Raw genomic sequence first — 25,502 nt, 5'->3', positions numbered from 1 at the left:
ATTATTTAGATAACGGTAAAAATGAAGGTAGAAAATATAAATAGATACAATATACATACAAGGAAAAATAAAGGCTTAGAATCGATTCTACGAGGTCGGTTTTAAGCCTCATTTGTATAATAATTCTATTTATTGGAATAAATTTAATATCTTTTTTATACTTTAAAATTTTTTTAATTCATTTAACCACAGGTAGTAGGCTAAGGCTTGCTACCTTATTTTTTTTTTATGCCTAAAATTGGGATAATCCATAGATTTAGGATATTCATAATCCATAGATTTATACTATTCATAATCCAACTCTTAGGGACACTATAATAACTATTTAATTATTAATACAATTACTATATTAATAAAAAAAAAAAAGAAGGTTCGATTCCCTTCTTCTAATTATCACTATGGTTATTTTTAATATATTCTTTTACAGCATTTACAATAAAGCTATTTGCACTTCTACTTTCTTCATTTGCCAAAATTTTAATTTTGTCTTTTAATTCAATTGGAACGGTTAAACTCATAGTTGTATTTTTAGTTTTATCTATAGCCATATTTACATGCCTCCTTATAAGATTTTATATATCAATTATATCATAAACATATTGAAATTACCATAATTTCAATATGTTTATAAACTTTATTAATATAAAAGTTATATAAAAACTATTGAAAGTCATATGACTTTTATGTTATAGTATAAATACACTATAATATTTAGGAGGTATTTAAAAATGTCTTATACTAAAATAGATAATGCTATATTTGAAGATGAAAGTTTAAAACATACTGAATTTAGAGTACTTACATATTTAATAAGAAATTATAATACTTCAAAAGGATATGCGTTTCCAACTAGAAAACAAATAGTTGAGTCTTGTAATATAAATAAAGATACTTTAAGTAGTGTTTTAAATTCTTTAGAAGAAAAAGGATATATAACTAGAAAAACAAATCCTTTTAGATCAGGTAGAAATAACATTTATTATATACACAAATATTTAGTTTTAAGTGAAAAAGAAGTACAAGTTATAACTGAAGATGAAGAGATCGTAATTGATGAAATAGAAGTTAGTACTGTAGAAGATGAAGATTTAAGACAAAAGGTTGAAACTGTAGAATGTGTTGTTGGAAGAAAAATAAAGCAAAGTTTTAAAAACATAATTGCTAAATTAACTTGGGATGAACTTATAAAGATAGATATGTCTATGATAGGTAAGAATTGTAATGAATCATATTATTTAGGTGCTATTTATAAATTAAGACCTGATTTACGATGTTTTGTGTAAAAAATAAAAAAAGACAGGCAACTTTCTTCATACAACTTCATAGTATTTATTAAGAACTAAATAGAAACAACGAAGAAAGGGGGATTTGTCATAAGTTATGAGTAGAAAACAGTCTTTAAAATTAGCACTGTCATTTAAAGAAACAGTTAGGGATTTGGAAATATATAATTTTTTAGTAGAAGTTATTAAAGAAGAAATTGGAATTTCTACTTATATCAAAAATCTTATATTAGACGATATGAGAAAAAGAGGATTGAAATAATAAAAGAGCTCCAGGAGTGGAAGTCCATAGAGCTCAAACTTCAATGAATTATAAAAATATAATTCTCTAATTATTTCTATAAATATTATTAAAGCCCTTCAAATAAATTCAAAAATGGATTTGTTTGAAAAATTCGTTGATATGAAAGTTAAAAAAAATCAGAGTTGAATCAAAATATAAAATAAAAAGACTCCTCAACGGAATCTAAAAAAATCTAACGGCTATTTCAACTAATGCGTAACAAGTTATATATCCACCAAAGAAAATCATTCCAGAAGTCATATCGCACCTCCAAAGATAAATTTATTATAAGATTATTATTTCTAAAATGGGAGGATTTTATCCATGTTATTTACTATAAATGAAGTTAAAACTTATACTTTTGAGGAGTTTAGAGCAATACAAGAAAATAAGCAATCGGTATTATTAAATGATGAATTAAGTTATTTAGACGCAGTAATAGGACATATAGAAAGAAATAAAAGAAAATATATGGCATTAGTGCTAATAATAGCATTAACAGTTGATTTGAGTACGGTAACATCATTTGCGATGGATACAACAGCTATAGATAAAGCTGGTATGCAAATATTGGAGTTAATTAGAAAAGTTGGTTACTGGATAGGGATAATACTTTGTAGCAAAGATGTAATAAAGCATTGTATGAGAGGTCATTTAGATAGTGTTGGAAGTATAGTGGCAATGTACGGTCTAGGATTTGGAGTTCTATATTTCTTACCTTGGTTATTTGATTTAATAAAAGGATTATTCTAGGAGGTACTTATTATGGATTGGATATTTAGTAAACTTAATGGAATTTTGATAACTACATCATCTTTAATGTATTGGATATGTTTATTTGCCGCGATGATATGTATATTGTTAGGCATGGCAGGCAGCGATAAGTTTAAAAATGGAACTACTATATCAGTGATAATCTATACTATACTTCAATGTATATTCAGCGTTGTAATTAAATAGGAGGTCATTATGTTATGAAGGTTAAATCTATAAAGATAAGTGATTATTTTGAAATAGTTAATCCGAAGTATGTTTTCTTTAAATTAATACCTCATTCTAGTTGCAAGAATAATAGCTCTGATAAATTAGCGCAGTTAGTCAATAAGATGTATTTGGATTTAACTAAGAGGGTTTATAAAGAGCAACAAAAAATATTCTTTAAAACTGAATGTAAAGTTAGTTATTATATCTATTTAGAAAAAAGTAAGGCGGAATTTTACTTTATAATACCAGTACCATATAAAAGGTTATTCAAAGAAAAAATTTCTGATACATGGAGAAATGTTGAAATAAAAGAAGTTAATGAATTACCTCAATTCTCAAAAGATGCTACCAAGTATAGTTTATCGTATAAGAAGGCTGATGCACTGTCATTGGCAGTTGATAAACGTAATAACGATTTACTATCCAGCACACTTAACATAATAGATATATTAGAATCTGAAAATAATGATAAGATAGGGATAATCTATAACTTTGTCCCTTCTTCTCCAACTATTCTTAATTCATTCAAAGATTATCATAAAGAGATTCTGGAGAAATATAGAAAGAATAAGCCACTTGATAAAAATAAAAAGAATATTTGGTACATCATCAAAGTAGCATTTGGATTTTTAGTAAATACTATAGACGGACTAATAGAAGGGACTCAGAATGATTTAAAAGCACCTATTCAAAATAACATAACTCTTATTCAAAATAAAGAATTATCTAAGGCAACTTATAAGAAAGAAAACTCTGTATTATGCAGAAGTCAAATTATGGTATTATCTGAATCAAGCAATACTCAAAATCAAGAAGTTAATGCAAGAGCTACATGTGAAAGTTTTTCAATAATAGATGAAGATAATGCACTTATTTATGATGAAGTAAAAAAAGACTTCGATATATTAGACTATCAATACCCATGCAAACTCAATGATACTAGCACTCAAGAATGTAGCAACTTTTTACAAATGCCAGGTCGTGAATTATTGCAACATTTTAAAGATATTGAACACTTAAAAGTATTAGAAAATCCAGTTCCCAAAGAGCTACAAACAGGGTTCTTTAGGCTTGGCAATGTAAAGGTTAAAGAAACAAATACCAATGCGTACAAGTCTAATGATAGCCAGTTATCACGTTTGGGCATGGCGTATCTTGGTTGTATGGGAGCTGGTAAAACTACTTTTATGACTAACAATGCTAGTGATATTATTCAAGCTGGTCACGGTCTTGTTAACATAGATATAATTAATAATTGTGAATTATCTGAGTCTATTAAATCAATAACTCCTAAAGATAAACTAATAGAGATTGATTGTAGTAATCCTAATCAGATACAGAGTTTTGCATATAATGAAATACAGATAAATGATAGTATGTCTGATTATGAAAAGATAACAAATGCAACACTTCATACACAACAAATCGCAGTATTACTAGACTCCATTAATGATGACACATCCAAACTAAGTCCAAAGATGCTCAAATATTTATACGCAGCAGGTACAGTTGTATTTACTACAAAATATAATGCAAGTTTAAAAGATGTAATAAACTGTCTCACAATACCAGATAAACGAAAATCATTTATTGATTCTTTATCAAAGTCATTGAGGGCATTATTAGAAGATGAAGTGTATACCCTTCAAGAACTTGATAAAGAAGAGAAGAGTGGTAAAATATCTAATAACGATTCTAAGGTTGAAGGTATTATTGATAGATCTATACACCTTAAAACTTCATCACACACTAAGTTGGCTTTTATGAAGTCTAGCGAGAATAACTTAAATTTTGTTGATTTATTAAGTCAAAATAAAGTTATATTAATTAAAATACCCGAATCAAAATTCCCTAGTAAAATGATTCGTAACATCTTAGCAACATACTTTTTAAGCCGAATATGGCTTAGTAAACAGATATTAGCAACTACAACGCAACCTAAAACATTTTTATTCTTTGATGAATTTTACAAGTGCCATAACTGTCAATTATTGTATCAAGATATATTTGTAGAAGCACGTAAATTTGATTTAGTATCAATTGTTGCATTACATTATCTTAATCAACTAACGCAACAATGCAAAGAAGCATTAAAGGCTTCAGGAACATCATATTTGTTAATACAAGGAGCTGATGTAAAAGCTTATCAGGATTTAAAATCTAACTTAATACAATTTGGTTACGAAGAAGATGACTTATTGAATCTTGAAAGATACCATGCACTTGCATTAATTAAAACGAGTAAAAATTACGCTTCATTTATTACTAAATTACCACCACCTATAAATTAGGTTTGGTGGTTTTTAGTGTTTCCAATGGTTGTAGCTTTTGTATTAAAAAGGCATGAAGTTGGCCTAATTCGCTAAAGCTAACATAACCGCTTACTTCATATGACACTACGACTAGCGTCGCTTAACGCTTACATATTCGCTACGCATGTTATAGCGTATGATAGCTAGTAGTAAAAAGTTGCATGTCCTCCTATAAAATTTTATTTTTATATAAATGAAAAGCTACTCATTATTCGAGTAGCTTTTTGTTCTTTTTTATGTTATTTATTCTTTTACTTTTTTTTAAAATATCATCATAATAAGAATCACACTTAAATAGTATATAATTCTCTATAAACAGTTCCATTTCATAATACTGCTCATCTGTAACATCTAGATTTAAAGAATCCATATATTGCCTTAAAAGATTATTCTCATAATCCTTTGTTTCAATTAATATATTTGAGTCTAATACTTCTAAAATATCTTGCAAAACATCGAAAGTTATAGATATATCGTTCGCTTCATACTTTCGTACAGTTATTTCACTTTTATGTATAGCATCTGCTAGTTGCTTTTGCGTAAGTCCTCTTTCTTTCCTAAGTAATTTAATTTTTTCTCCTATATTCATAATTAGTCCCCTATCCATAAATTGGAAAATTATTGGTTAATATATTAAATTATAGCACAATAAAAACTGGAAAATTATCGGAAATAATTGACTTAGATAATTACAATATAATATTATATTAAATAGATACGATAAATATCTATAAAAGGGGGATGACAATGAGTTTTAAAGAAACGTATGAAATCTATAGAAATGTAAAGAGGGAAGAAATTGATACTTTATTTTTAACGTTAAATGATCATTTAAAAAAATCTAAAAGTGTTTTATTTGAATATTTAAATTCTAACGATAGAATGGATGAAAAAACTAAATATTTAATATATGAGTTACTTGAGGATAAAGAACATCTAGATGCTTTTCAAGCAGCTGTCATGAAAAAGACTTACTAATTATAGTAGGTCTTTTATTTTTTTATTTGATTTGATATAATTTATTTTATGTAAATGGAAATTCAAGGAGGACTAATTAATGAGCAAAAGAAAACAAGTCACTGTTCCAGTGGAAGCTATAGAAGAACAAGAGAGATTTATAGAAGGCATGAGAGAATATACTTCGAGATATCAAGCAATACATGGGTGCAAACCAAAGGTGCTTACTCAAACCTTTGGATGTCAAATGAATGAACATGATTCAGAAAAATTATGTGCTATGTTAGATAGTATGGGTTATGAGCAAGGTATGATGGTAGATGAATGTGACTTAATAATATATAATACATGTGCAGTAAGAGAAAATGCTGAACTAAAAGTATTCGGGAATTTAGGTCACTTAAAGTTAGCTAAAAGAAAGAATCCTGATTTAAAAATAGCTGTATGTGGATGTATGATGCAACAGCCTCATGTTGTTAAAGAAATAAAATCTAAATATAAACATGTAGATCTAGTGTTTGGAACGCACAACTTATATAAATTCCCAGAATTATTAACTAAGTCAATGGAATCTGAAAAAATATTAGTTGATGTATGGGATGTTGATGGAGAAGTTGTAGAGGGTCTTAAAAGTAATAGAAAATTTGAGTTAAAAGCATTTGTTAATATAATGTATGGATGTAATAATTTCTGTACTTACTGCATAGTTCCTTACACTAGAGGAAGAGAAAGAAGTAGAACACCAGAAGATATAATAAATGAGATAAAAGAATTAGTTGAAAATGGTACAAAAGAAATTACATTATTAGGACAAAATGTTGACTCTTATGGTAAAACATTAGAAAACCCTATGACATTTGCAGAGTTACTAAGAATAGTAAATGAAATAGAAGGATTAGAAAGAATAAGATTTATGACTTCTCACCCTAAAGATATATCTGATGAAGTTATATATGCAATGAGAGATTGTAATAAAGTATGTGAATTCTTACATTTACCAGTACAATGTGGAAGTAGTTCATTACTTAAAAAGATGAACAGACATTATACTAAAGAGCAATACTTAGATATAATAGAAAAAGCTAAAAAAGAAGTTCCAGGTATAGCATTTTCTACTGATTTAATGATAGGATTCCCAGGTGAGACAGAAGAAGACTTATTAGATACAATAGATGTAGTAGAAAAAGTAAGATACGATTCTGCATTTACATTTATATATTCTAAAAGAAAAGGTACTCCAGCTGCAGAAATGGAAAATCAAATACCTGAAGACATTAAACATGAAAGATTTAATAGAGTATTAAATAAGGTCAATGAAATAGTGGCAGAGATAAATCAAAGCTATAAAGGTAAAGTAGTTGAAGTTTTAGTTGAAGGTAAAAGTAAAACTGATGATAATAGATTTATGGGAAGAACTAGACAAAATAAACTTGTTAACTTTGATGCTACTAGTGAAGATTTAGTAGGAAAGTTAATAAACGTTGAAATCGTAGATGTAACAGGATTCTCTTTAATAGGAAGAGAAATATAATTTAATATTTAAATGAAAAGATAAGCTATGATATTAATTTTATTATAGCTTATTTTTATTTGAAAAATTTATATAGATAAAGAACAAAAAAAGTATTTTTTAATAAAATATAGTATACTACTTTGTAATTAAAATTTGAAGGAGATTAAATATGAATGAGTTATTTACAGTAATAATATATGCATACAATAACTTACAATACTTAAAAGAGTGTGTAGATTCTGTTTTAGAGCAGGATTATTCAAATATAGAACTACTAATAACTGATGATAGCTCAAAAGATTTTAATATAAATTTAATAAACAAATATATAAACGATAATAAAAGAATTAATATAAGCAAAGTAACCATAAATAGAAATGAGAAAAACTTAGGCATAATAAAAAATTTAAATAAAGCAATAAGTATATCTAGTGGTAAATATATGATGAATCTAGCATGCGATGATAAATTACATGATAATACGGTAATCACTTCAGTTGTTAATTGTTTTAATAAAACAAATGCGTTAGCTATAACTGGTTTTTTAGAATGGTGCAATATAGATATGACAAAATCAGGAGAATATTATCCGGATAGGTGTACTATGGATTATGTTAATAATCCTCCACTGAATTTATTTAAATTATTATGTAATGGGAATTTTTTAGTTGGACCTGGATTTTCTTATCAAAGAGAGCTTATAAATAAATATGGATATTATGATGAAGATTATACATTGTTAGAAGATTATCCTAGATATCTATCGCTTAGTAGACAAGGTTGTAATATACATTTTATAGATAAGGTACTTGTATGTCATAGATATGGAGGAATATCCAGTTCACCTGGAAATAATGAAGAAGAGATAAAGCTAAGAGCTATATTTGGTAAAGAAATAGCTTATGCAAAAGAAAAAGAAATAAATCCATATAGAAATATATTATAAAAGCCTCATAAATTTGAGGCTCTTATTTATTCTTTAATTATTTTTAAAAAATTCTCCAATATTCTAGCAGTCATCCCCCATATTACATAATTTTCATATTTATAAAATATAACAGTATAATTACTTTCTTGAAATTTATAATTTTCTTTATTTGGAATTATATCGTATGGAAAATTATCATCTGGTGTAACTTTAATTTTATTTTTATAATAAGTTGGATCATTATTAAGTAAATAAATTATTGGAACTAAGAATGTATGGTCTACTTCATCTCTATTTATATTAAGATTATCGATATCATTTAATATTCCTATATAAGGGTGAATAATTATATTCATGTGTGTTACTAATAAATCAAGTTGAGAAATAATTTGAATATTATTAGGATTAGTACCCAGTTCCTCACAAGTTTCCCTAATAGCTGCATCCATAGGATTTTCGTAAGATTCAATTTTTCCTCCAGGAAAAGATACTTCATTTGGTTGAGTTTTTAAATTTTTAGATCTAACTTCAAATAATATATAATAAGAGTTATCTTTTTTTACTATAGGAAGTAAAACAGATGCTCTTTTCATATATTTAAATCCATTTATATAAGGCTTATAATTTTCTAATTTATTTTTTATATTTTCTATCATAATAATCTCCTTATCTAAAAATTCTAAAAAAGTAATTAAAAATATATATCTATTATATATTATACTTAGACTAAATTGAAAAATAATACATATTATTATTATTTAAAGTAGGGAGGAGTATTATGGAGAATTTATATGATGTAATTGTTATAGGTGCTGGAGTTATTGGAAGTGCTATAGCAAGAGAGTTATCTAGATATAAACTTAGAATAGGCGTTTTAGAAAAAGAGTTAGATGTATGCTGTGAGACTAGTGGAAGAAATTCTGGAGTATTGCATGCAGGATTTAATAATAAACCAGGTACATTGATGGCAAAGTTTTGTGTAGAAGGTAATAAAAGCTTCGAGAAAGTATCTAAAGAATTGGATATACCATTTAAAAGAACTGGAAAACTAGTTGTAGGTTTTACCTTAGAAGATAGAGAAAAACTTTTAAATCTTAAATTACAAGGAGAACAAAATGGAGTAGTTGGATTAGAAATTATTAATAAAAAACAAATTAAAGAAATAGAGCCTAATATAAATGGAAACTTTGCAATGTATTCACCATCTACAGGTATTTTAAATCCATTTACATATACGGTAGCATTAGCTGAAAATGCATGTTCAAACGGTGCAAGTTTTTATTTTGATAATGAGGTAGTAGATATTAAGAGGAAAAATGAAATATATGAAATAAGAACGAATAAAAATAGATATAAAACAAAGTGGATAATAAATGCAGCTGGATTAAATTCTGATAAAGTTTGTAAAATGCTAGGAATAAATGAATATACAATTAAGCCATGTAGGGGTGAATACTTTATATTAGATAAAAAAATTGGAAGCTTACTTAGACTGCCAGCATACCCTATTCCAAATGAAAAAGAAGGAGGACTTGGAATCCATTTAACACCTTCAATAGATGGAAATGTGTTCATAGGTCCTAGTTCTGAATATATAAAAAGCAAAGATGATTATAGTGTTACTAAAAATGTAATGGATATGTTAATAGAAGATGGAATGCGAATATTTCCACATATAAAAAAAGAATATTTTATAAGAAACTTTGCAGGAATTAGACCTAAATTAGTAGGTAAGGATATAGGTGGGTATAAAGATTTTATTATAAAAAAAGATAAGAAATATCCAAATACTATAAATTTAGTAGGTATAGAGTCACCAGGTCTAACAAGTGCAATTCCAATAGCAAAATATGTAGCTGAATTATTAAAAGAAGATATACACTTAGAAGCAAATCTTAATTTTAATCCAAAGAGAAAAGGTATCATATCATTTTCAGATAAATCGATAGAATTAAAAGAAAAACTAATAAAAGAAAATCCTGACTATGGAGAAGTTATATGTAGATGTGAGAATATAACAAAAGCTGAGATAGTAGAAGCTATTAATAATATACTAGGAGTAGATATAGTTACAGGTATAAAATATAGAACTCGTGCTATGATGGGGCGTTGTCAAGGAGGATACTGTGAAGGTAGAATAGTTGAATTAATAAAAGAAATAAAAAATAAAAAAGAAGAAGATATTTTATATTCAAAAAAAGGATCACAGATGTTTATAGGGAAGGTGAGAAAATAGTGATTATAAATAAAGATGTGATAATAATTGGTGGAGGACCTGCTGGATTAGCTGTAGCATGTAAGTTAAAAGAATATGGAATACACAATTCTATAATTATAGAAAGAGAAGAAAATTTAGGCGGAATATTAAAACAATGTATTCATGATGGATTTGGTTTAGAAAGATTTAAAGAAACTTTAAGCGGACCAGAGTATGCTCAAAGATTTATAGATGAAATTATAAATAAAGATATAGAATATATAACGAATTCAACTGTAATAGATGTAACGTCGGACAAAAGAGTAATAGTAGCCTCAAAAGAAGGTTTAAAAATTTATAAAGGAAAAGCTATTGTTTTAGCTATGGGATGTAGAGAAAGGTCTAGAGGTGCAATAAGCATACCTGGTAGTAGACCTTCAGGAATATATAATGCTGGTGTGGCTCAAAGATATATAAATTTACAAAATACAATGGTTGGTAGAAAAATTATAATACTAGGTTCTGGAGATATTGGACTAATAATGGCTCGAAGATTTACCTTAGAAGGTGCAAAAGTTGAAGGTGTATTTGAAATTCAATCATATGCAAATGGATTATCTAGAAATATTGAGCAATGTTTAAATGATTTCAATATACCTCTATATTTAAATTATACAATAACCAATATTCATGGTAAATCTAGATTAAAGGGTGTAACTGTAAGTAAAGTAGATGAAAATATGAGAATTATTCCTAATACAGATGAATATTATGAGTGCGATACATTAGTTTTATCTGTCGGTCTTATACCAGAAAATGAATTATCTTTAAAAGCAGGTGTAAATTTAGACAATAGAACCAAAGGTGCTATAATTGATGAAAGTTACCAAACTAATATAGAGGGAATATTTGCATGCGGTAATGTACTACATGTACATGATTTAGTAGACTTTGTATCTTTAGAAGGAGAAAGATTAGCATATAATTTAACTAAATATTTAGAGGATAATAAACTAGAAAAATGTAATATAAATATTAATACTAATGAAAATATTGCTTATACAATACCTCAAAAAATAAGCGGAAAAGAGAGCTTTATTTTATCTATGAGAGTTAAAAAACCATATGATAATTGTACTATAGAAATTTTACAAAATGAAAATATTATAAAATCTAAACAAATAAAAAAAGCTCTTCCTGCTAAAATGATACAACTAAGTGTGAATAAAGAAGATTTAAAATATAAGGGTGATTTGAAGGTGATTTTAAAGTGAAAAAAATATATACTTGCATAATATGCCCAAATGGATGTGATATAGAGGTAGATATATGTAATAACAAAATAGAAAACATAAAAGGAAGTAAGTGTAAAAAAGGTAAAGAATATGTATATCAAGAAGTATTTACACCAAAAAGAAATATATCAAGTTCAATAAAAATTGAAGATGGAAACCTACCATTAGTTAGCGTTAGATTAAGCAAACCTATTCCAAAAGAAATGATATTTGATGTCATGGAATTAATAAAAAATATAACCTTAAGAGCTCCTGTTAATATAGGTGATATAGTTATATATAATGTGTTAGATACAGGTAGTAATATTATTATTACTAAAAATATAGAAAGGAAGATTTGATGACTACTATAAGTGATATATTGAAAGATATAGAAATACCTAAAGTTATGAAAATAAAGCAGGAGTTTAATGATAAAAAGGTAGATCATATAGAAAAAGAATTATATAAGCAATTTTTAGAAAAAAATATAAAAAGTAATATAAAAAAAGGGCGTAAGATAGCAATTACAGCTGGAAGTAGAGGAATAAGTAAATATAAAGAAATTATGAAAGTAACCGTAGACTTTGTGAAAGAGTGTGGTGGTGAACCTTTTTTAGTACCTTCCATGGGTAGCCATGGAGGTGCAACTGGTATGGGTCAAGTTAAAGTGTTAAATGACCTTGGAATAACAGAAGAATATATTGGAGCTAAAATACTATCCTCTATGGATGTAATTGAAATTGGAAAGACAGAAAAAAATCTTCCTGTATATATAGATAAAAATGCTTATTATTCAGATGGAATTATTTTACTAAATAGAATTAAAATGCATACTTCTTTTAGGGGAAAATATGAAAGTGGACTTATTAAAATGTTAGCTATAGGCCTAGCTAAAAGAAAGGGCGCAGATATGACTCATAGACTTAGATATGAAAATATGGCAGAAAATATAATATCTGTTGGAAAAGTATGTATTGATAAATTAAATATAATAGGAGCAGTGGCAACAATAGAAAATGGATACAACCAAGTATCTGATATATTTGTATTAAATAAGTATGAAATATTAGAAAAAGAACCTAAGATATTAGAAAAATCTAAACATATTATGGCTAAAATTTATCTAGATGAAATTGATGTATTAATAGTAAAAGAGATTGGTAAAGACATAAGTGGTACAGGTATGGATACTAATATTGTTGGTAGATTTCATACAAATGCAGCTAGTGGAGGACCCAAAATTATAAAATTAGGTTTATTAGATATAAGTGAAAAATCAGATGGGAACGCTAATGGCATGGGACTTGCTGATTTTATATCTAAAAAACTATATAACAAAATAGACTTTCAATATACATATCTAAACGCTATAACTTCTACAGAACCAAATAGTGTAAAAGTTCCTATGGTTTTAAATTCAGATAAAGAAGTATTTCAAGCTTGTATTAAACTTTGTGGAAAATTAGATATAAGCGAAATAAAAATGGTAATTATAGAAAATACGAAGAATCTAAATGAAGTATTTATGAGTGAAGCTGCATTTAAATCTATTTCAAATAAAAATAAGGTTAAAATAACAAGTAATTTAATAAATATTGAATTTGATAAAGATGGAAATTGTATGTTATAAAGATATAATAACTATTTTTTCTATAAAAATTGCATTTTATAAAAAATTATGAAAAAATATTTTACTTTTATAAGTAAAGTAAAACTAAGTTTATTATTTGGATATTATATATTTTATGTATATAACTTAATTAAATTAATATAAAAGTAGTTAATATTCGTTAAAACTTAAATAAAATAAAAAAAAATCAATTGTTGACTTTTAAATAAATGTAAACTAAAATGTAAATAACTTCAAAAAAATATCACAATTCAAAAAAGTCAGAAAATTATAATGATATTATCTATAGTATTAATAATAGGGGGAAATATTAGAGTAAAAAATTAAATAAAAGGGGGATATTAATATATGGATACAGCTAAATATATTCTAAAACGTATTTTAATGGCTATATTTACTATATTTATAGCGGCTACAATTACATTCTTTTTAATGAAATTAGTACCAGGAAGTCCATTTGCTTCAGAAAAAACAAATGAAATTGCGCAACAAGCCTTAAATGAAAAATATGGACTTGATAAGCCTGTATTAGTACAGTATAAAATATATTTACAACAATTACTAAAAGGAGATTTAGGCGTAAGTTATAAACTTCAAAAAAATGTTCCAGTCGTAAAAATTATCAAAGAATCTTTCCCTATATCAGCTAAAATAGGTGCAATGGCAATTGGATTTGCACTAATACTAGGAATACCATTAGGATGTTTATCTGCTTTAAAAAGAGGAAAATGGGAAGATAGTGTAATCCGTGTTGTATCAACATTAGGGATTGCAGTACCATCCTTTGTAATAGCAACAGCGTCTATGCTAATATTTGCAATTGAATTAAATTTGCTACCTACATATGGTTTGAGTAAACCATCTAGTTACATATTACCAGTATTTACTTTAGGATTTTATCCGATGTGTTATATAACAAGACTTATGAGATCTAGTATGCTTGACTCTCTTGGTCAAGATTATATAAGAACAGCTAGAGCGAAAGGTTTGTCCGAGTTTGTAGTTACATTCAAACATGCTTTAAAAAATTCACTTATACCTGTTATAACATATTTGGGTCCATTAGTTGCATTTACACTAACTGGTGGATTTGTTGTAGAGAAGGTATTTAACATACCAGGACTTGGTAGATACTTCATAAAAGCTATAGACGCAAGAGACTATAACCTTATAATGGGAACTACGGTTTTCTTAGCATCATTTATAATATTAATGAATTTACTTTGTGATATTTTATATAAACTAGTAGATCCAAGAATTAAGTTAGATGAATAGGAGGTGGAGCTTTTATGATATTAGAAAATAGTTCAAAATTTAGTTGTGAAGTTGATTTATGTGCAGAAGATTTTAAACCAGTTACTAAGGAAGCACAACAAAGTTTAGTAACTATGGGTGAAAATACAAGTTATTGGAAGGATGCATGGAGAAGGTTAAAGGAAAATAAAATTGCTATGGTATCTCTAATAGTAATTATTCTAATTATAGGTTTTGCATTTATAGGACCGTATTTAAGTCCTTATACATATGACCAACAAATAAGAGGTGCTGAAAATTTAACACCTTGTTTAGCTCATCCATTTGGCACAGATAAACTAGGTAGAGATTTATTAGTAAGAACTATGGTAGGAGCAAGAATATCTTTATTAATAGGGATAGGATCAGCTTTTATAGTATTGGTTATAGGTTCTATATATGGAGCCATATCTGGACTTGCAGGTGGTAAGATAGATTCAGTAATGATGAGAATTGTTGAAATTATTTATTCATTACCAGATATGTTAGTTATTATACTTCTTAGAATAGTACTTCATGAACCTTTAACTAAAGCATTTGACTCAGGAAATGCATTTGGAGCTCTTCAAACTTTAGGACCTGGTATTATAGCTATGTTTATAGTTTATGGTCTTTTATATTGGGTTGGTATGGCAAGAATAGTTCGTGGTCAAGTTCTACAATTAAAAGAGATGGAGTATATAAGTGCAGCACGTGCATTAGGAGCTAATAATAAAAGATTAATATTTAAACATTTACTTCCAAACTGTGTTGGTCAGTTAGTAGTAACAACTATGTTACAAATACCTTCAGCAATATTTACAGAAGCATTCTTAAGTTTCTTAGGTATAGGTGTAAGTAAGCCGCTAGCAAGTTTAGGTTCATTGGCATCAGATGCATTATCTGGAATATCATCATATCCTTATAGATTAATGTTTCCAGCAGTAGCAATAAGTATAATTATACTTGCTTTTAACTTATTTGGTGATGGTTTAAGAGATGCTCTTGATCCAAGATTAAAGAAATAAGGAGGACAATTTCATGGAAATAACTAAAAATGATTTATTATTAAATGTTGATAACTTAGAAGTGTCTTTCTTTACTCACGCAGGAGAAGTTAAGGCAGTTCGTAAGGTATCTTATGACTTAAAATATGGAGAAGCTATGGGGATAGTTGGAGAATCTGGTAGTGGTAAATCTGTATCATCATATGCTTTAATGGGAATTATCCCAGAACCAGGTAAAGTATTAGGTGGAAGTATAAACTTTGAAGATAAAGAAATAACAAGTTTATCTGAAGCAGAGTTACTTAAATTAAGAGGCAAAGAAGTTGGGATGATATTCCAAGATCCTATGACATCTTTAAATCCAGTTTTTACTGTTGGAAGTCAAATTGATGAAAGTTTAAAAAAGCATACTAATTTAGATAAAAAACAAAGAGAAAAAAGAATAATTGAGTTATTTGAATTAGTTGGTATTAATCAACCTGAAAAAAGATTGAAACAATATCCTCATGAATTTTCTGGTGGAATGAGACAGCGTGTTATGATTGCTATGGCTCTTGCATGTAATCCAAAACTATTAATAGCAGATGAGCCAACAACAGCACTTGATGTTACAATACAAGCTCAAATAATAGAGTTATTAAAAGAATTAAAAGAAAAAATTAATATGTCCATTATATTTATAACACATGATTTAGGTGTTATATCTGAAATATGTGATAAGGTTGCTGTTATGTATGCTGGAAACATTATCGAAAGAGGAAGTATAGACGATATATTTTACAATCCTAAGCATCCGTATACTTTAGGTCTTTTAAAATCAATACCAAAGATAAATATAGATGAGCACGAAAGATTAATTCCTATTGAAGGAAATCCAGTAGATTTAATAAATCCACCTAAAGGATGTGCATTTGCTCCAAGATGTGATTCTTGTATGAGCATATGTATGGATAAAGTACCACCGGCATACTCAATAGATGAAAATCATCACGCTAGCTGTTGGTTATTAGTAAAAGAAGAATTCGAAAGGGAAGGAGTAGCTTTATAATATGAGTGATAATAAAAATGACAATTTAATTGAGATAGTTGGATTAAAAAAATACTTCCCTGTTAAAGAGGGATTCTTAAAAACAAATTATGTAAAAGCAGTTGATGATGTAAGTTTACATATAAAAAAAGGTGAAACATTAGGTTTAGTTGGAGAAAGTGGTTGTGGAAAAACTACTTTAGGAAGAACGATTTTAAGACTACATGAGCCTAGTGAAGGTAAGATTATATATGATGGCAAAGATATAACAAAAGTAGATATGCATTCATATAGAAGAAAGATGCAAATAATTTTCCAAGATCCATATGCTTCTTTAGATCCAAGGATGACAGTAGGGGATATAATTGGGGAACCATTAGATATACATAAATTATATAAAAATAAAGGGGAAAGACAAGAAAAAATATATAACTTACTTGAAACTGTTGGTTTAAACAAAGAACATGCTAATCGTTTTGCACATGAATTTTCAGGGGGACAAAGACAAAGAATCGGTATAGCAAGGGCTTTAGCAGTAGATCCAGAATTTATTGTATGTGATGAACCTATTTCTGCATTAGATGTTTCTATTCAAGCACAAGTTGTAAATATGCTAGAAGATTTACAAGCTCAAAGGGGATTTACATATTTATTTATAGCTCATGATCTATCTGTAGTTAAGCATATTAGTAATAGGATAGGAGTTATGTATTTAGGACATTTAGTTGAATTAACAACAAGTGAAGAATTGTATAAAAAACCAATGCATCCTTATACACAAACATTGCTTTCAGCTATTCCTATAGCTGATCCTAAAAGTAGTAGATCTAGAAAACGTATAGTATTAGAAGGAGATATCCCTAGTCCGCTAAATCCACCAAGTGGATGTACTTTTAGAACTAGATGTCCACATGCTACAAGTAAATGTGAAAGTGCAGCACCTACATTAAAAGAATATGGTGAAGGTCATTTTGTAGCATGCCATAACTTATAAAATATATAAAGTAGTATATATTACCAAAGGTATTATATAGATAATAAATAGGGGGAGGAATATAGTATGAAAATATCAAAGCTAAAGAAAAAAGTAGCAGCACTATTAGTGTCGACTTTAGCACTATCAACAGTATTATCTGGATGTAGTAGTTCAGGTACAGACTCAGCAGGAGGTTCTTCAGATGGATTCGAACTTAACGTAAATGTTGGTCCAGAGCCTGAAACAATAGATCCTCAAAAAAATACAGCATCAGATGGTTCGACTTTAATAAATCATGCTTTTGAAGGATTAATGAAGTTAAACTCTGAAAATAAAATAGTTGAAGGTCAAGCGGCAAAATATGAAGTAAGTGAAGATGGAAAAGTATATACATTTACACTTCGTGATGATGCAAAGTGGTCAGATGGAGAAGCTGTAAAAGCTAGCGATTTTGTATATTCATGGCAAAGATTAGTAGATCCAGACACGGCATCAGATTATAACTATATGATAGATATGGTAGAAAATGCAAATGAAATAATGGCTGGAGAAAAAGAAGTAAGTGAATTGGGGATAAAAGCAGTTGATGAAAAAACAGTAGAAATAACACTTGCAACACCTACTGCATATTTCTTAGAAATATGTGCATTTCCAGCAACATATCCTGTTAGACAAGATATAATAGAAGCTAATCCTGATACATGGTCTACTGATCCAGAAACTTATATAGGTAATGGACCTTACGTATTAGAATCATGGGATCACCAAGCTAAAATGGTTTATGCAAAGAATGAGAATTATTATGATTTAGAAAATTTAGGACCAGATAAAATAAATTTTGAACTTATGGAAGATCAAAATACTATACTATCAGCATTTAAAAATGGTGAAATATTATTTGGTGATGATTTACCAAGTGATGAAATTGAATCTATGAAAGACAATGGACTTGAAATAAAAAGCCAATTAGGAACGTATTTCTTATGTGTAAATGTTGAAAAAGAAGGTTTAGATAATGATAAGGTTAGACAAGCTCTTTCTCTTGCGATAGATAGAAAATATTTAGTTGAAAAAGTTGCTCAAGGTGGACAAATACCTGCAGATACTTTTGTACCAACAGGTTTAACTGATGCAGATGGAGAAACTGAGTTCCATGATAATGCAGAAGCTTGGTACAGTGCAGATGAAAAAGACTATGAAGAAAATGTTAAAAAAGCAAAAGAGCTTCTTAAAGAAGCAGGATATGAAAATGGAGAAGGTCTTCCAAGTATTGAGTTAATGTGTAACCCAGGTCATGAACCAATAATGGAAGCTGTTCAAAGTATGTGGAAAGAGGAATTGGGTATAAATGTTACTATATCTTCTCAAGACTGGAACGTATTTATACAAACAAGAAAAGATGGCGATTATCAAGTAGCACGTCATGGTTGGTTAGCTGACTATAATGACCCAATATCATTTTTAGATATGTGGGTAACTGATGGTGGTAATAATGATGCTCAATGGTCTAATGCAGACTATGATAAGTTAATAAATGAGGTAAAAGCTTCAACAGATAATAATGAAAGATATGAAAAAATGCACGAAGCAGAAAAGATACTAGGTGAAGAGTCTCCAATAATACCACTTTATTATTATACTGACTTAATGTTAGTATCAGATAAGTTAGAAGGATTCTATACATCTCCACTTGGATATAAATATTTCATGTATACTTCTATATCTGAATAATAAAAAAATAATAAATTCAAATAAAAAAGATGATTTGTGATACACAAATCATCTTTTTTTATTTATTAGTATACATTAATTATATTTCTAACTAATGAAAAATTATAAAATATACATATGATTAAAAAAAAATAGAACATAAAAAGTAAAAAATAGAGTAAAAAAGTAAAAAAATGTAGAAAAATAGTATACTATATTTGTAGAAATGTGTTATAATGCATTTAACTAAAATACGAATTATTTAATTCTATAAAATCAAAAAAGTTTGCAAATTAATTATTAATAATGAGGGAGATTACAAATGATAAAAAGAAATGGGAAACGTATAGCAGCAATAGCTATGGCAGCAGCATTATTAGGTCAAAATATACAACCAGTTTTGGCTCTTGGAGAATTAAATGCTACAGAATTGGTAGAACTAGAAACTGTATTAAATACAGAAAATGGTGACGAGGATTCTTTAAGTGATTCTCAAGACGCAGTTGAAGAAGAATCTGAAGAATTAAAAGAAGATTCAGAAGTAAATAATGAAATAGAAGAAGGTACAACACCTACTGAAGATTCAGTAGATGATCAAGTTAGTGATAATAGTGATAATAATGAAAAAGAAAGTAAGACAACTATAGATTTTAAAGTAATGGCCACGAGTGATTTACATGCCAACTTAATGAATTATGATTATTATACAGGTTCAACAACAAATAATTCGGGTTTAGTTAAAGCTGCAACAGTTATAAAGGAAGAAAAAGCAAAAGCTAATAAATCAAAAAATGCAAATGTAGATAATGTACTCCTAGTAGATAACGGGGATACAATACAAGGAACACCATTAGCAAACTTATATGCAATAAAGCAACCAGTAAAACCAGGGCAAAAATATCCTGTGTACGAAGCTTTAGAATCTTTAGGTTATGATATGACAACTATAGGAAATCATGAGGTTAACTATGGTATGGATTTCATAAAGCAAATAACAAAGGCGAACACTAGTATGGGAATGGTTTGTGCAAACCTTAGAGATGCAAAGACTAAAGAATTAGTATTTGATCCATATAAAATAGTAACAGAAAAAGTAGTAGATTCTAATGGAGTAGAAAGAGAATTAAAGATAGGTGTAACAGGAGTTGTGCCAACTCAAATATTAAATTGGGATAAAGTTATATTAAATGGTGAAGTTACAGTAGATGAAATGGATGAAGCTGTAAAAACTTACACAAAGGAAATGAAAGATAAGGGTGCAGATATAGTTGTAGTACTTGCTCATACAGGATATGGTGATGAAACTACAGATGTGAAAGGTGCAGAAAATGCAGGGTATGCTATATCAATGATAGATGATGTAGATGTAGTTGTTGGTGGACATGTACATAGAAGTGCTAAATATAATGTAAAAAAATCTAATGGAGATATAACTCAATATGTTCAACCATTAAACAATGCTAAAGAAGTTGGTGTAGTAGATCTTAAAATAGATGTAATAGAAGATGGCGATGATGTTACATATGCAATAAATGATTCAGAAACTAAAATAAATAATATAAGTACAAAAGGAAAAGAAAATGATGAAGCAACAGAAGCTGTTGTTAAAGAATATCATGAAGCAACAGATGCATATGTAAATGAAAAATCAGGAGAAGTTACAAAAGATTTAAATAGTTTTTTCACGTTAGTAGCAGATGATCCATCAATACAAATAGTATCTGATGCTCAAAAAGCTTATGTTGAAAAATTAATAGAAGATAATGACCCAAGTCTAGTTAAGTATTCTGATCTTCCAATATTATCAGCAGCAGCGCCATTTAAAGCTGGAAGCAGCGCAGGAAACTATGTGGATATAAAAGCAGGAGGACTTGCTATAAGAGATTTATCTAATTTATATAAATACGATAATACAATGGCAGTTATAAAATTAACTGGGGCAGATGTGAAAGAATGGTTAGAGTTTTGTGCTAACATGTTTAACACAATAGACCCTAATTCTACCAAGGAGCAAGATTTAATAAATAGAGATTTTCCTACATTCAACTTTGATGTAATAGATGGTGTAGAATATGAAATAGATGTAACTCAAGAGCCTAAGTATGATAAAAAAGGAAATGTAATAAATGAAAATTCTTCAAGAATATATAATTTAACTTACAATGGTAAACCTATAGATTTAGAACAAGAGTTCTTAATAGCTACTAATAACTATAGAGCTGGGGGAGATAGTTTCCCATGGAATGGTAGACAAGTACCAGTATACACTACAACAGATGAAAGTAGAGATGTATTAAAGAAATATATAGAAGATGCTGGAAAATTAGAACCTTCAGTAGATAATAACTGGAAGTTTAAAACTATAGATACAGATACAAAAGTATACTTTACTTCTCACGAAAATGGAGTGAATTACTTAGCAAATTATCCTGCAATATCTACAAATAAAGAAGTAGCAGGAGAGCAATTATATAAATACTACTACGATTTATCAGCTACACAAGAAAAAGAAGATACAAATAAAATAACAATACTCCATACTAATGATACTCATGGTAGATTAAAGGCAGACAGTAGTGTAATAGGTATAGATACCGTTGCAGCTATAAAAAATAATACTGAAAATTCAATACTAGTTGATGCAGGAGATACTATACATGGTTTACCATTTGTAACATTAAGTAAAGGTCAAGATGCAGTAGATTTATTAAATGCAGCTGGATATGAATATATTGTTCCTGGTAACCATGATTTTAACTACGGATATTCAAGATTAATGGAGTTATTTAAAAATAGTGTATCATTAAAAAATGGGGAAAATAAACTTAGATTATTAGCTTCTAATGTAAAGAAAGATGGTCAATCTGTGTTTGAATCTAATAATATAAAGGAGATGGAAGTCAACGGAAAAACTGTAAAGGTTGGATTCTTTGGTATAGCTACACAAGAAACAGCTTATAAAACTAATCCTAACAATGTTAAAGGAATAGAATTTACTAGTCCGATTGATGCAGCAAAAGAACAAGTTGCTGAATTAGAAAAACAAGGCGCAGATGTAATAGTAGCTCTATCACATGTTGGGACTGATGAAAGTAGCAATCCTACAGCATACGATGTTATAAATGCAGTTGATGGCATAGATGTATACGTAGATGGTCATAGCCATACAACATTTAAAAATGGAGATAAAGTAAATGATACTTTATTAGTAAGTACAGGAGAGTATTTATCAAATCTTGGCAAAGTAGAGTTAGAATTAGATGAAAATAATGAAGTATTAGATGCTACTGCAAGTCTTATAACTAAGGAAGAAGCTTTAAAAGTAACTCCTGATGCCAATGTTAAGGCTAAAATAGCTGAAATAGATGCTAAACAAGGAGACGTATTATCTGAAGTAGTCGGAAAAACTACTATAGACTTAGATGGAGATAGAAATAGCGTAAGATTTGGTGAAACAAACTTAGGAAACTTAATAACAGATGCTATGGTAAGTGAAACTGGAGCAGATATAGCTATAACTAATGGAGGAGGAATCCGTGCTAGTATAAAAGCTGGAGATATTACTAAAGGTGATATAGTAAGTGTTTTACCTTTTGGAAACTATATAGTTACAAAACAGCTTACAGGAGCTCAAATAAAACAAATCCTTGAATTTGGTGTTAGAAGTTACGGTGAATCTTTAGGTGGATTCCCGCATGTAGCAGGTATAAAATTTGTAGTTGATCCAAGTAAAAAGGTAGGAGATAGAATAATATCTTTAACTATAAATGGTAAAGATTTAGATATGAACAAAACCTATACAGTAGCAACAAATGATTTTATGGCAGCTGGTGGAGATGACTATCCATGCTTTGGTGATGTTCCTACATTAAATGAATACTCTTCATTAGAAGAATCATTAGTTAACTTTATAAAAACTTTAGGTACTGTTAATTATACTAAGCAGGGTAGAATTTTAGCGGGTACAATGATTGGTAATGCTATAAAAGTTGAAGTTGAAAGTGAGTACTTAAAAGATATATTATTAGAGACTGTTAAAAACGGATATACAGTAGAATCTGTACAAGAAAACGGAAAGTCCCTAATTAAAGTATATAATTCAAAAATAAAAAATAAAGAACTTATAGCTATATTAGAAGTAAAAGATATGTCAATTGAAGACGTAAAAGCTATGGTAAATGCTGTAATAGATGAAGTTGAAGCTGGTAAGCCAGGAAATGGTGGAAGTAATAGCGGAAACCAAAATGGAGATAACAATAATAATAACGGGAATGGTGGAAGTAGTAACGGAAACCAAAATGGAAACAAACCATCAAATCCTCAAACAGGAGATATAAGCATATTAGGGTACATTGGTATGGGGGTTACGGCTGTAGCTGGTATACTTACAAATAATAGAAGAAAAAAATAAAATAAAATTAAAATATAATTAAATAGACATAGAGAATAGTATATACTAATCTCTATGTCTATTTTTATAATTTTATCGTGAAAATAAGTATAGTAATGCTATTTATATGAAGTTATAAGTAAAGATCTATTTATAAAAAAAAATATATATATACCTAGTAGGTTTAATAATATTATGAATAAATAATAAAAAAATAAAAATATATAAATAAGTACATTAAGATAATAGATACTGGTGAAAAAGTAATATTACCAGGGTTTATAGACAGGCTTATCAGATTTTTAGAGAAAATGAAATTGGAATCATTGAAGTAGGCAAATATGCTGATTTTATAATAATTGATATATATAAGTTTTACTAAAAAATTAATATATAGTCTTTATTTAAAAGTAAGGTTACATTAAAAATATGTACCCTCAAATATTATTTTTAAATTTTTCATAAATAGTTTAATATATTTTTATATAAAATAGTGTTTGCAATGGATTAAGAATATAGAATGATTATAAATATTTTATAAAAATGCCATTTAAAAATATTTATATAGAAAAAGTAGTTGACTTTTTATTTCGAATATAATATAGTTTGATTATCAAAGGAAATAAAACGATTTATTAAAAATACTTTGGATTATTTTTTTTGATAAGATATCTTGAATTTCAAAATATATACAAATCAAAATAACAAGGAGAGTTTTATGAAAGAGGTAATAATAGGAGGTGTTGGAAAGTATGCTCCTTCTAAAATAATCACTAATGACCAACTTAGTGAAATTATAGAAACTAGTGATGAATGGATATACTCACGTACTGGTATAAAGCAAAGGCACGTATCTATAGGTGAGGATACATCATATATGGCATCTGAAGCAGCTAAAATGGCTTTAGAAAATGCAAATATAAGATCAATAGACATTGATTTAATAGTAGTAGCAACTTGTACTCCAGATATGTATACTCCATCTACTGCTTGTATAGTACAAAGTATAATAGGTGCTAATAACTCAGTAGCCTTTGATATAAGTGCTGCATGTTCTGGATTTATATACGGATTAGATGTTGCAAAATCTCTTATGAAATCAAATGGATATAATAATGCACTTGTTATAGGTGCAGAAAATCTTTCAAAATCAGTTGACTGGGAAGATAGATCTACATGTGTATTATTTGGTGATGGAGCAGGTGCCGTGGTTTTATCAAAAAGCGATAATGTTGGTTTAATCAGTTCCTTTTGTAAATCAGAAGGAGAAAAGTATAAGTGTATAACTATTGAAGGTAATGATGTAGATAGTCCATTTGTGGAAAATAAGGTTATAAAAAGTTCCAAATTAAAAATGAATGGAAATGAAGTATTTAAATTTGCTACATCTACTATAGTAAATTCAATTAATAAAGTTTTAAATGAAAATAATTTAAACTTAGATGATATTGATTATATAATACCACATCAAGCTAATGTAAGAATTATTGATTATGCTGCTAAAAAATTAAAAGTTTCAGTAGATAAGTTTTATATGAATATAGAAGAGTATGGAAATACTTCAGCAGCATCCATACCAATTGCATTAAGTGAAATGTGGGAAAAAAAACTAATAAAAAAAGGTAACAAAATTATATTAGTTGGATTTGGAGCTGGGCTTACATATGGTGCAACTCTAATAAACTGGGCTATATAATTTAAAATAAAATAAGGAAATTTAAAATTTATAAAATTAACTAAGATAACTAAGATCAAG

General features: G+C 28.1%; 22 protein-coding genes. 19 read left to right on the top strand and 3 right to left on the bottom strand.

Translation table 11 applies throughout. The features are described from left to right. Window positions 1–386: 386 nt before the first annotated feature. Window positions 387–548, bottom strand: coding sequence for a CopG family ribbon-helix-helix protein (locus I2A66_RS12465; protein WP_195251775.1), 162 nt, complete (start codon window positions 546–548; stop codon window positions 387–389). A gap of 180 nt (window positions 549–728) precedes the next feature. Here I2A66_RS12465 and I2A66_RS12460 point away from each other — a divergent pair, with 180 nt between their 5' ends. From I2A66_RS12460 to I2A66_RS12440, 5 genes are all read left to right on the top strand, one after another. Then, entirely contained in the window at window positions 729–1,283 is a 555-nt protein-coding gene (locus I2A66_RS12460) for a helix-turn-helix domain-containing protein (RefSeq protein WP_195251774.1), read from the top strand. Window positions 1,284–1,380: 97 nt separating this feature from the next. Beyond that, window positions 1,381–1,545, top strand: a complete 165-nt coding sequence (locus tag I2A66_RS12455) for a hypothetical protein (protein ID WP_195251772.1) — start codon at window positions 1,381–1,383, stop codon at window positions 1,543–1,545. 345 nt (window positions 1,546–1,890) lie between these two features. Continuing rightward, on the top strand, window positions 1,891–2,319 hold the full coding sequence (locus I2A66_RS12450; protein WP_195251770.1) for a hypothetical protein: 429 nt from the start codon (window positions 1,891–1,893) through the stop codon (window positions 2,317–2,319). Between the two features lie 12 nt (window positions 2,320–2,331). Continuing rightward, window positions 2,332–2,526: a hypothetical protein gene (locus tag I2A66_RS12445; RefSeq protein ID WP_195251768.1), complete on the top strand. Its 195-nt coding sequence runs from the start codon at window positions 2,332–2,334 to the stop codon at window positions 2,524–2,526. A 14-nt stretch (window positions 2,527–2,540) separates the two neighbouring features. After that, window positions 2,541–4,841, top strand: a complete 2,301-nt coding sequence (locus I2A66_RS12440) for a hypothetical protein (protein WP_195251767.1) — start codon at window positions 2,541–2,543, stop codon at window positions 4,839–4,841. A 229-nt stretch (window positions 4,842–5,070) separates the two neighbouring features. Here the strand turns inward: I2A66_RS12440 and I2A66_RS12435 are convergent, their stop codons facing one another. Then, complete coding sequence (locus I2A66_RS12435; protein WP_195251765.1) at window positions 5,071–5,451, bottom strand: helix-turn-helix domain-containing protein; 381 nt, start codon at window positions 5,449–5,451, stop codon at window positions 5,071–5,073. 158 nt (window positions 5,452–5,609) lie between these two features. On the opposite strand from I2A66_RS12435, the gene I2A66_RS12430 reads away from it, so the two are divergent. The 3 genes from I2A66_RS12430 (at window position 5,610) to I2A66_RS12420 (ending at window position 8,278) form a co-directional block, all read left to right on the top strand. Beyond that, on the top strand, window positions 5,610–5,840 hold the full coding sequence (locus tag I2A66_RS12430; protein ID WP_195251764.1) for a hypothetical protein: 231 nt from the start codon (window positions 5,610–5,612) through the stop codon (window positions 5,838–5,840). A 79-nt stretch (window positions 5,841–5,919) separates the two neighbouring features. After that, window positions 5,920–7,350: a tRNA (N6-isopentenyl adenosine(37)-C2)-methylthiotransferase MiaB gene (gene miaB / locus I2A66_RS12425; protein ID WP_195251762.1), complete on the top strand. Its 1,431-nt coding sequence runs from the start codon at window positions 5,920–5,922 to the stop codon at window positions 7,348–7,350. A gap of 151 nt (window positions 7,351–7,501) precedes the next feature. Then, a complete protein-coding gene (locus I2A66_RS12420; RefSeq protein ID WP_147516003.1) occupies window positions 7,502–8,278 on the top strand; it encodes a glycosyltransferase in 777 nt (258 codons plus the stop codon). A gap of 26 nt (window positions 8,279–8,304) precedes the next feature. Here the strand turns inward: I2A66_RS12420 and I2A66_RS12415 are convergent, their stop codons facing one another. Further along, window positions 8,305–8,916: an NUDIX hydrolase gene (locus I2A66_RS12415; protein WP_122640356.1), complete on the bottom strand. Its 612-nt coding sequence runs from the start codon at window positions 8,914–8,916 to the stop codon at window positions 8,305–8,307. Between the two features lie 122 nt (window positions 8,917–9,038). Here I2A66_RS12415 and I2A66_RS12410 point away from each other — a divergent pair, with 122 nt between their 5' ends. From I2A66_RS12410 to I2A66_RS12360, 11 genes are all read left to right on the top strand, one after another. Continuing rightward, entirely contained in the window at window positions 9,039–10,496 is a 1,458-nt protein-coding gene (locus I2A66_RS12410; protein ID WP_147516004.1) for an NAD(P)/FAD-dependent oxidoreductase, read from the top strand. Beyond that, entirely contained in the window at window positions 10,496–11,731 is a 1,236-nt protein-coding gene (locus I2A66_RS12405) for an NAD(P)/FAD-dependent oxidoreductase (RefSeq protein WP_330615475.1), read from the top strand. Before I2A66_RS12410 ends, I2A66_RS12405 begins: the two co-directional genes overlap by 1 nt. Beyond that, window positions 11,728–12,093 (top strand): DUF1667 domain-containing protein, encoded by a 366-nt coding sequence (locus tag I2A66_RS17260; RefSeq protein ID WP_122640354.1) that lies wholly within the window; start codon window positions 11,728–11,730, stop codon window positions 12,091–12,093. The genes I2A66_RS12405 and I2A66_RS17260 overlap by 4 nt, the downstream gene beginning before the upstream one ends. Beyond that, window positions 12,093–13,364 carry a lactate racemase domain-containing protein gene (locus I2A66_RS12395; protein ID WP_195251760.1) on the top strand — a complete coding sequence of 424 codons (1,272 nt, stop codon included), beginning with the start codon at window positions 12,093–12,095 and terminating at the stop codon, window positions 13,362–13,364. Before I2A66_RS17260 ends, I2A66_RS12395 begins: the two co-directional genes overlap by 1 nt. Window positions 13,365–13,712: 348 nt before the next feature. Further along, the gene (locus I2A66_RS12390) at window positions 13,713–14,639 is read left to right on the top strand and encodes an ABC transporter permease (RefSeq protein ID WP_122640353.1); all 927 of its coding nucleotides are present in this window, start codon (window positions 13,713–13,715) and stop codon (window positions 14,637–14,639) included. 14 nt (window positions 14,640–14,653) lie between these two features. Further along, complete coding sequence (locus I2A66_RS12385) at window positions 14,654–15,664, top strand: ABC transporter permease (RefSeq protein ID WP_122640352.1); 1,011 nt, start codon at window positions 14,654–14,656, stop codon at window positions 15,662–15,664. A gap of 13 nt (window positions 15,665–15,677) precedes the next feature. Next, entirely contained in the window at window positions 15,678–16,691 is a 1,014-nt protein-coding gene (locus I2A66_RS12380) for an ABC transporter ATP-binding protein (protein WP_122640351.1), read from the top strand. A gap of 1 nt (window position 16,692) precedes the next feature. After that, window positions 16,693–17,664, top strand: coding sequence for an ABC transporter ATP-binding protein (locus I2A66_RS12375; RefSeq protein WP_147516005.1), 972 nt, complete (start codon window positions 16,693–16,695; stop codon window positions 17,662–17,664). A gap of 66 nt (window positions 17,665–17,730) precedes the next feature. Further along, the gene (locus tag I2A66_RS12370) at window positions 17,731–19,377 is read left to right on the top strand and encodes a peptide ABC transporter substrate-binding protein (protein ID WP_147516006.1); all 1,647 of its coding nucleotides are present in this window, start codon (window positions 17,731–17,733) and stop codon (window positions 19,375–19,377) included. A gap of 301 nt (window positions 19,378–19,678) precedes the next feature. Next, window positions 19,679–23,767, top strand: coding sequence for a bifunctional 2',3'-cyclic-nucleotide 2'-phosphodiesterase/3'-nucleotidase (locus I2A66_RS12365; protein ID WP_195251756.1), 4,089 nt, complete (start codon window positions 19,679–19,681; stop codon window positions 23,765–23,767). Between the two features lie 697 nt (window positions 23,768–24,464). Next, window positions 24,465–25,442: a beta-ketoacyl-ACP synthase III gene (locus I2A66_RS12360; RefSeq protein ID WP_147516008.1), complete on the top strand. Its 978-nt coding sequence runs from the start codon at window positions 24,465–24,467 to the stop codon at window positions 25,440–25,442. Window positions 25,443–25,502 lie beyond the last annotated feature (60 nt).

This window comes from Romboutsia sp. 1001713B170207_170306_H8 (assembly GCF_015550495.1).
Lineage (GTDB): Bacteria > Bacillota > Clostridia > Peptostreptococcales > Peptostreptococcaceae > Romboutsia_E.
Note: the sequence above shows the minus strand (reverse complement) of the source record. Positions and strands in the feature narration are given on the sequence as shown.

Coding starts and splice junctions, on each gene's coding strand:
- I2A66_RS12465 (WP_195251775.1), bottom strand. CDS start 548: ATGGCTATAGATAAAACTAAAAATACAACTATGAGTTTAACCGTTCCA.
- I2A66_RS12460 (WP_195251774.1), top strand. CDS start 729: ATGTCTTATACTAAAATAGATAATGCTATATTTGAAGATGAAAGTTTA.
- I2A66_RS12455 (WP_195251772.1), top strand. CDS start 1,381: ATGAGTAGAAAACAGTCTTTAAAATTAGCACTGTCATTTAAAGAAACA.
- I2A66_RS12450 (WP_195251770.1), top strand. CDS start 1,891: ATGTTATTTACTATAAATGAAGTTAAAACTTATACTTTTGAGGAGTTT.
- I2A66_RS12445 (WP_195251768.1), top strand. CDS start 2,332: ATGGATTGGATATTTAGTAAACTTAATGGAATTTTGATAACTACATCA.
- I2A66_RS12440 (WP_195251767.1), top strand. CDS start 2,541: ATGAAGGTTAAATCTATAAAGATAAGTGATTATTTTGAAATAGTTAAT.
- I2A66_RS12435 (WP_195251765.1), bottom strand. CDS start 5,451: ATGAATATAGGAGAAAAAATTAAATTACTTAGGAAAGAAAGAGGACTT.
- I2A66_RS12430 (WP_195251764.1), top strand. CDS start 5,610: ATGAGTTTTAAAGAAACGTATGAAATCTATAGAAATGTAAAGAGGGAA.
- miaB (WP_195251762.1), top strand. CDS start 5,920: ATGAGCAAAAGAAAACAAGTCACTGTTCCAGTGGAAGCTATAGAAGAA.
- I2A66_RS12420 (WP_147516003.1), top strand. CDS start 7,502: ATGAATGAGTTATTTACAGTAATAATATATGCATACAATAACTTACAA.
- I2A66_RS12415 (WP_122640356.1), bottom strand. CDS start 8,916: ATGATAGAAAATATAAAAAATAAATTAGAAAATTATAAGCCTTATATA.
- I2A66_RS12410 (WP_147516004.1), top strand. CDS start 9,039: ATGGAGAATTTATATGATGTAATTGTTATAGGTGCTGGAGTTATTGGA.
- I2A66_RS12395 (WP_195251760.1), top strand. CDS start 12,093: ATGACTACTATAAGTGATATATTGAAAGATATAGAAATACCTAAAGTT.
- I2A66_RS12390 (WP_122640353.1), top strand. CDS start 13,713: ATGGATACAGCTAAATATATTCTAAAACGTATTTTAATGGCTATATTT.
- I2A66_RS12385 (WP_122640352.1), top strand. CDS start 14,654: ATGATATTAGAAAATAGTTCAAAATTTAGTTGTGAAGTTGATTTATGT.
- I2A66_RS12380 (WP_122640351.1), top strand. CDS start 15,678: ATGGAAATAACTAAAAATGATTTATTATTAAATGTTGATAACTTAGAA.
- I2A66_RS12375 (WP_147516005.1), top strand. CDS start 16,693: ATGAGTGATAATAAAAATGACAATTTAATTGAGATAGTTGGATTAAAA.
- I2A66_RS12370 (WP_147516006.1), top strand. CDS start 17,731: ATGAAAATATCAAAGCTAAAGAAAAAAGTAGCAGCACTATTAGTGTCG.
- I2A66_RS12365 (WP_195251756.1), top strand. CDS start 19,679: ATGATAAAAAGAAATGGGAAACGTATAGCAGCAATAGCTATGGCAGCA.
- I2A66_RS12360 (WP_147516008.1), top strand. CDS start 24,465: ATGAAAGAGGTAATAATAGGAGGTGTTGGAAAGTATGCTCCTTCTAAA.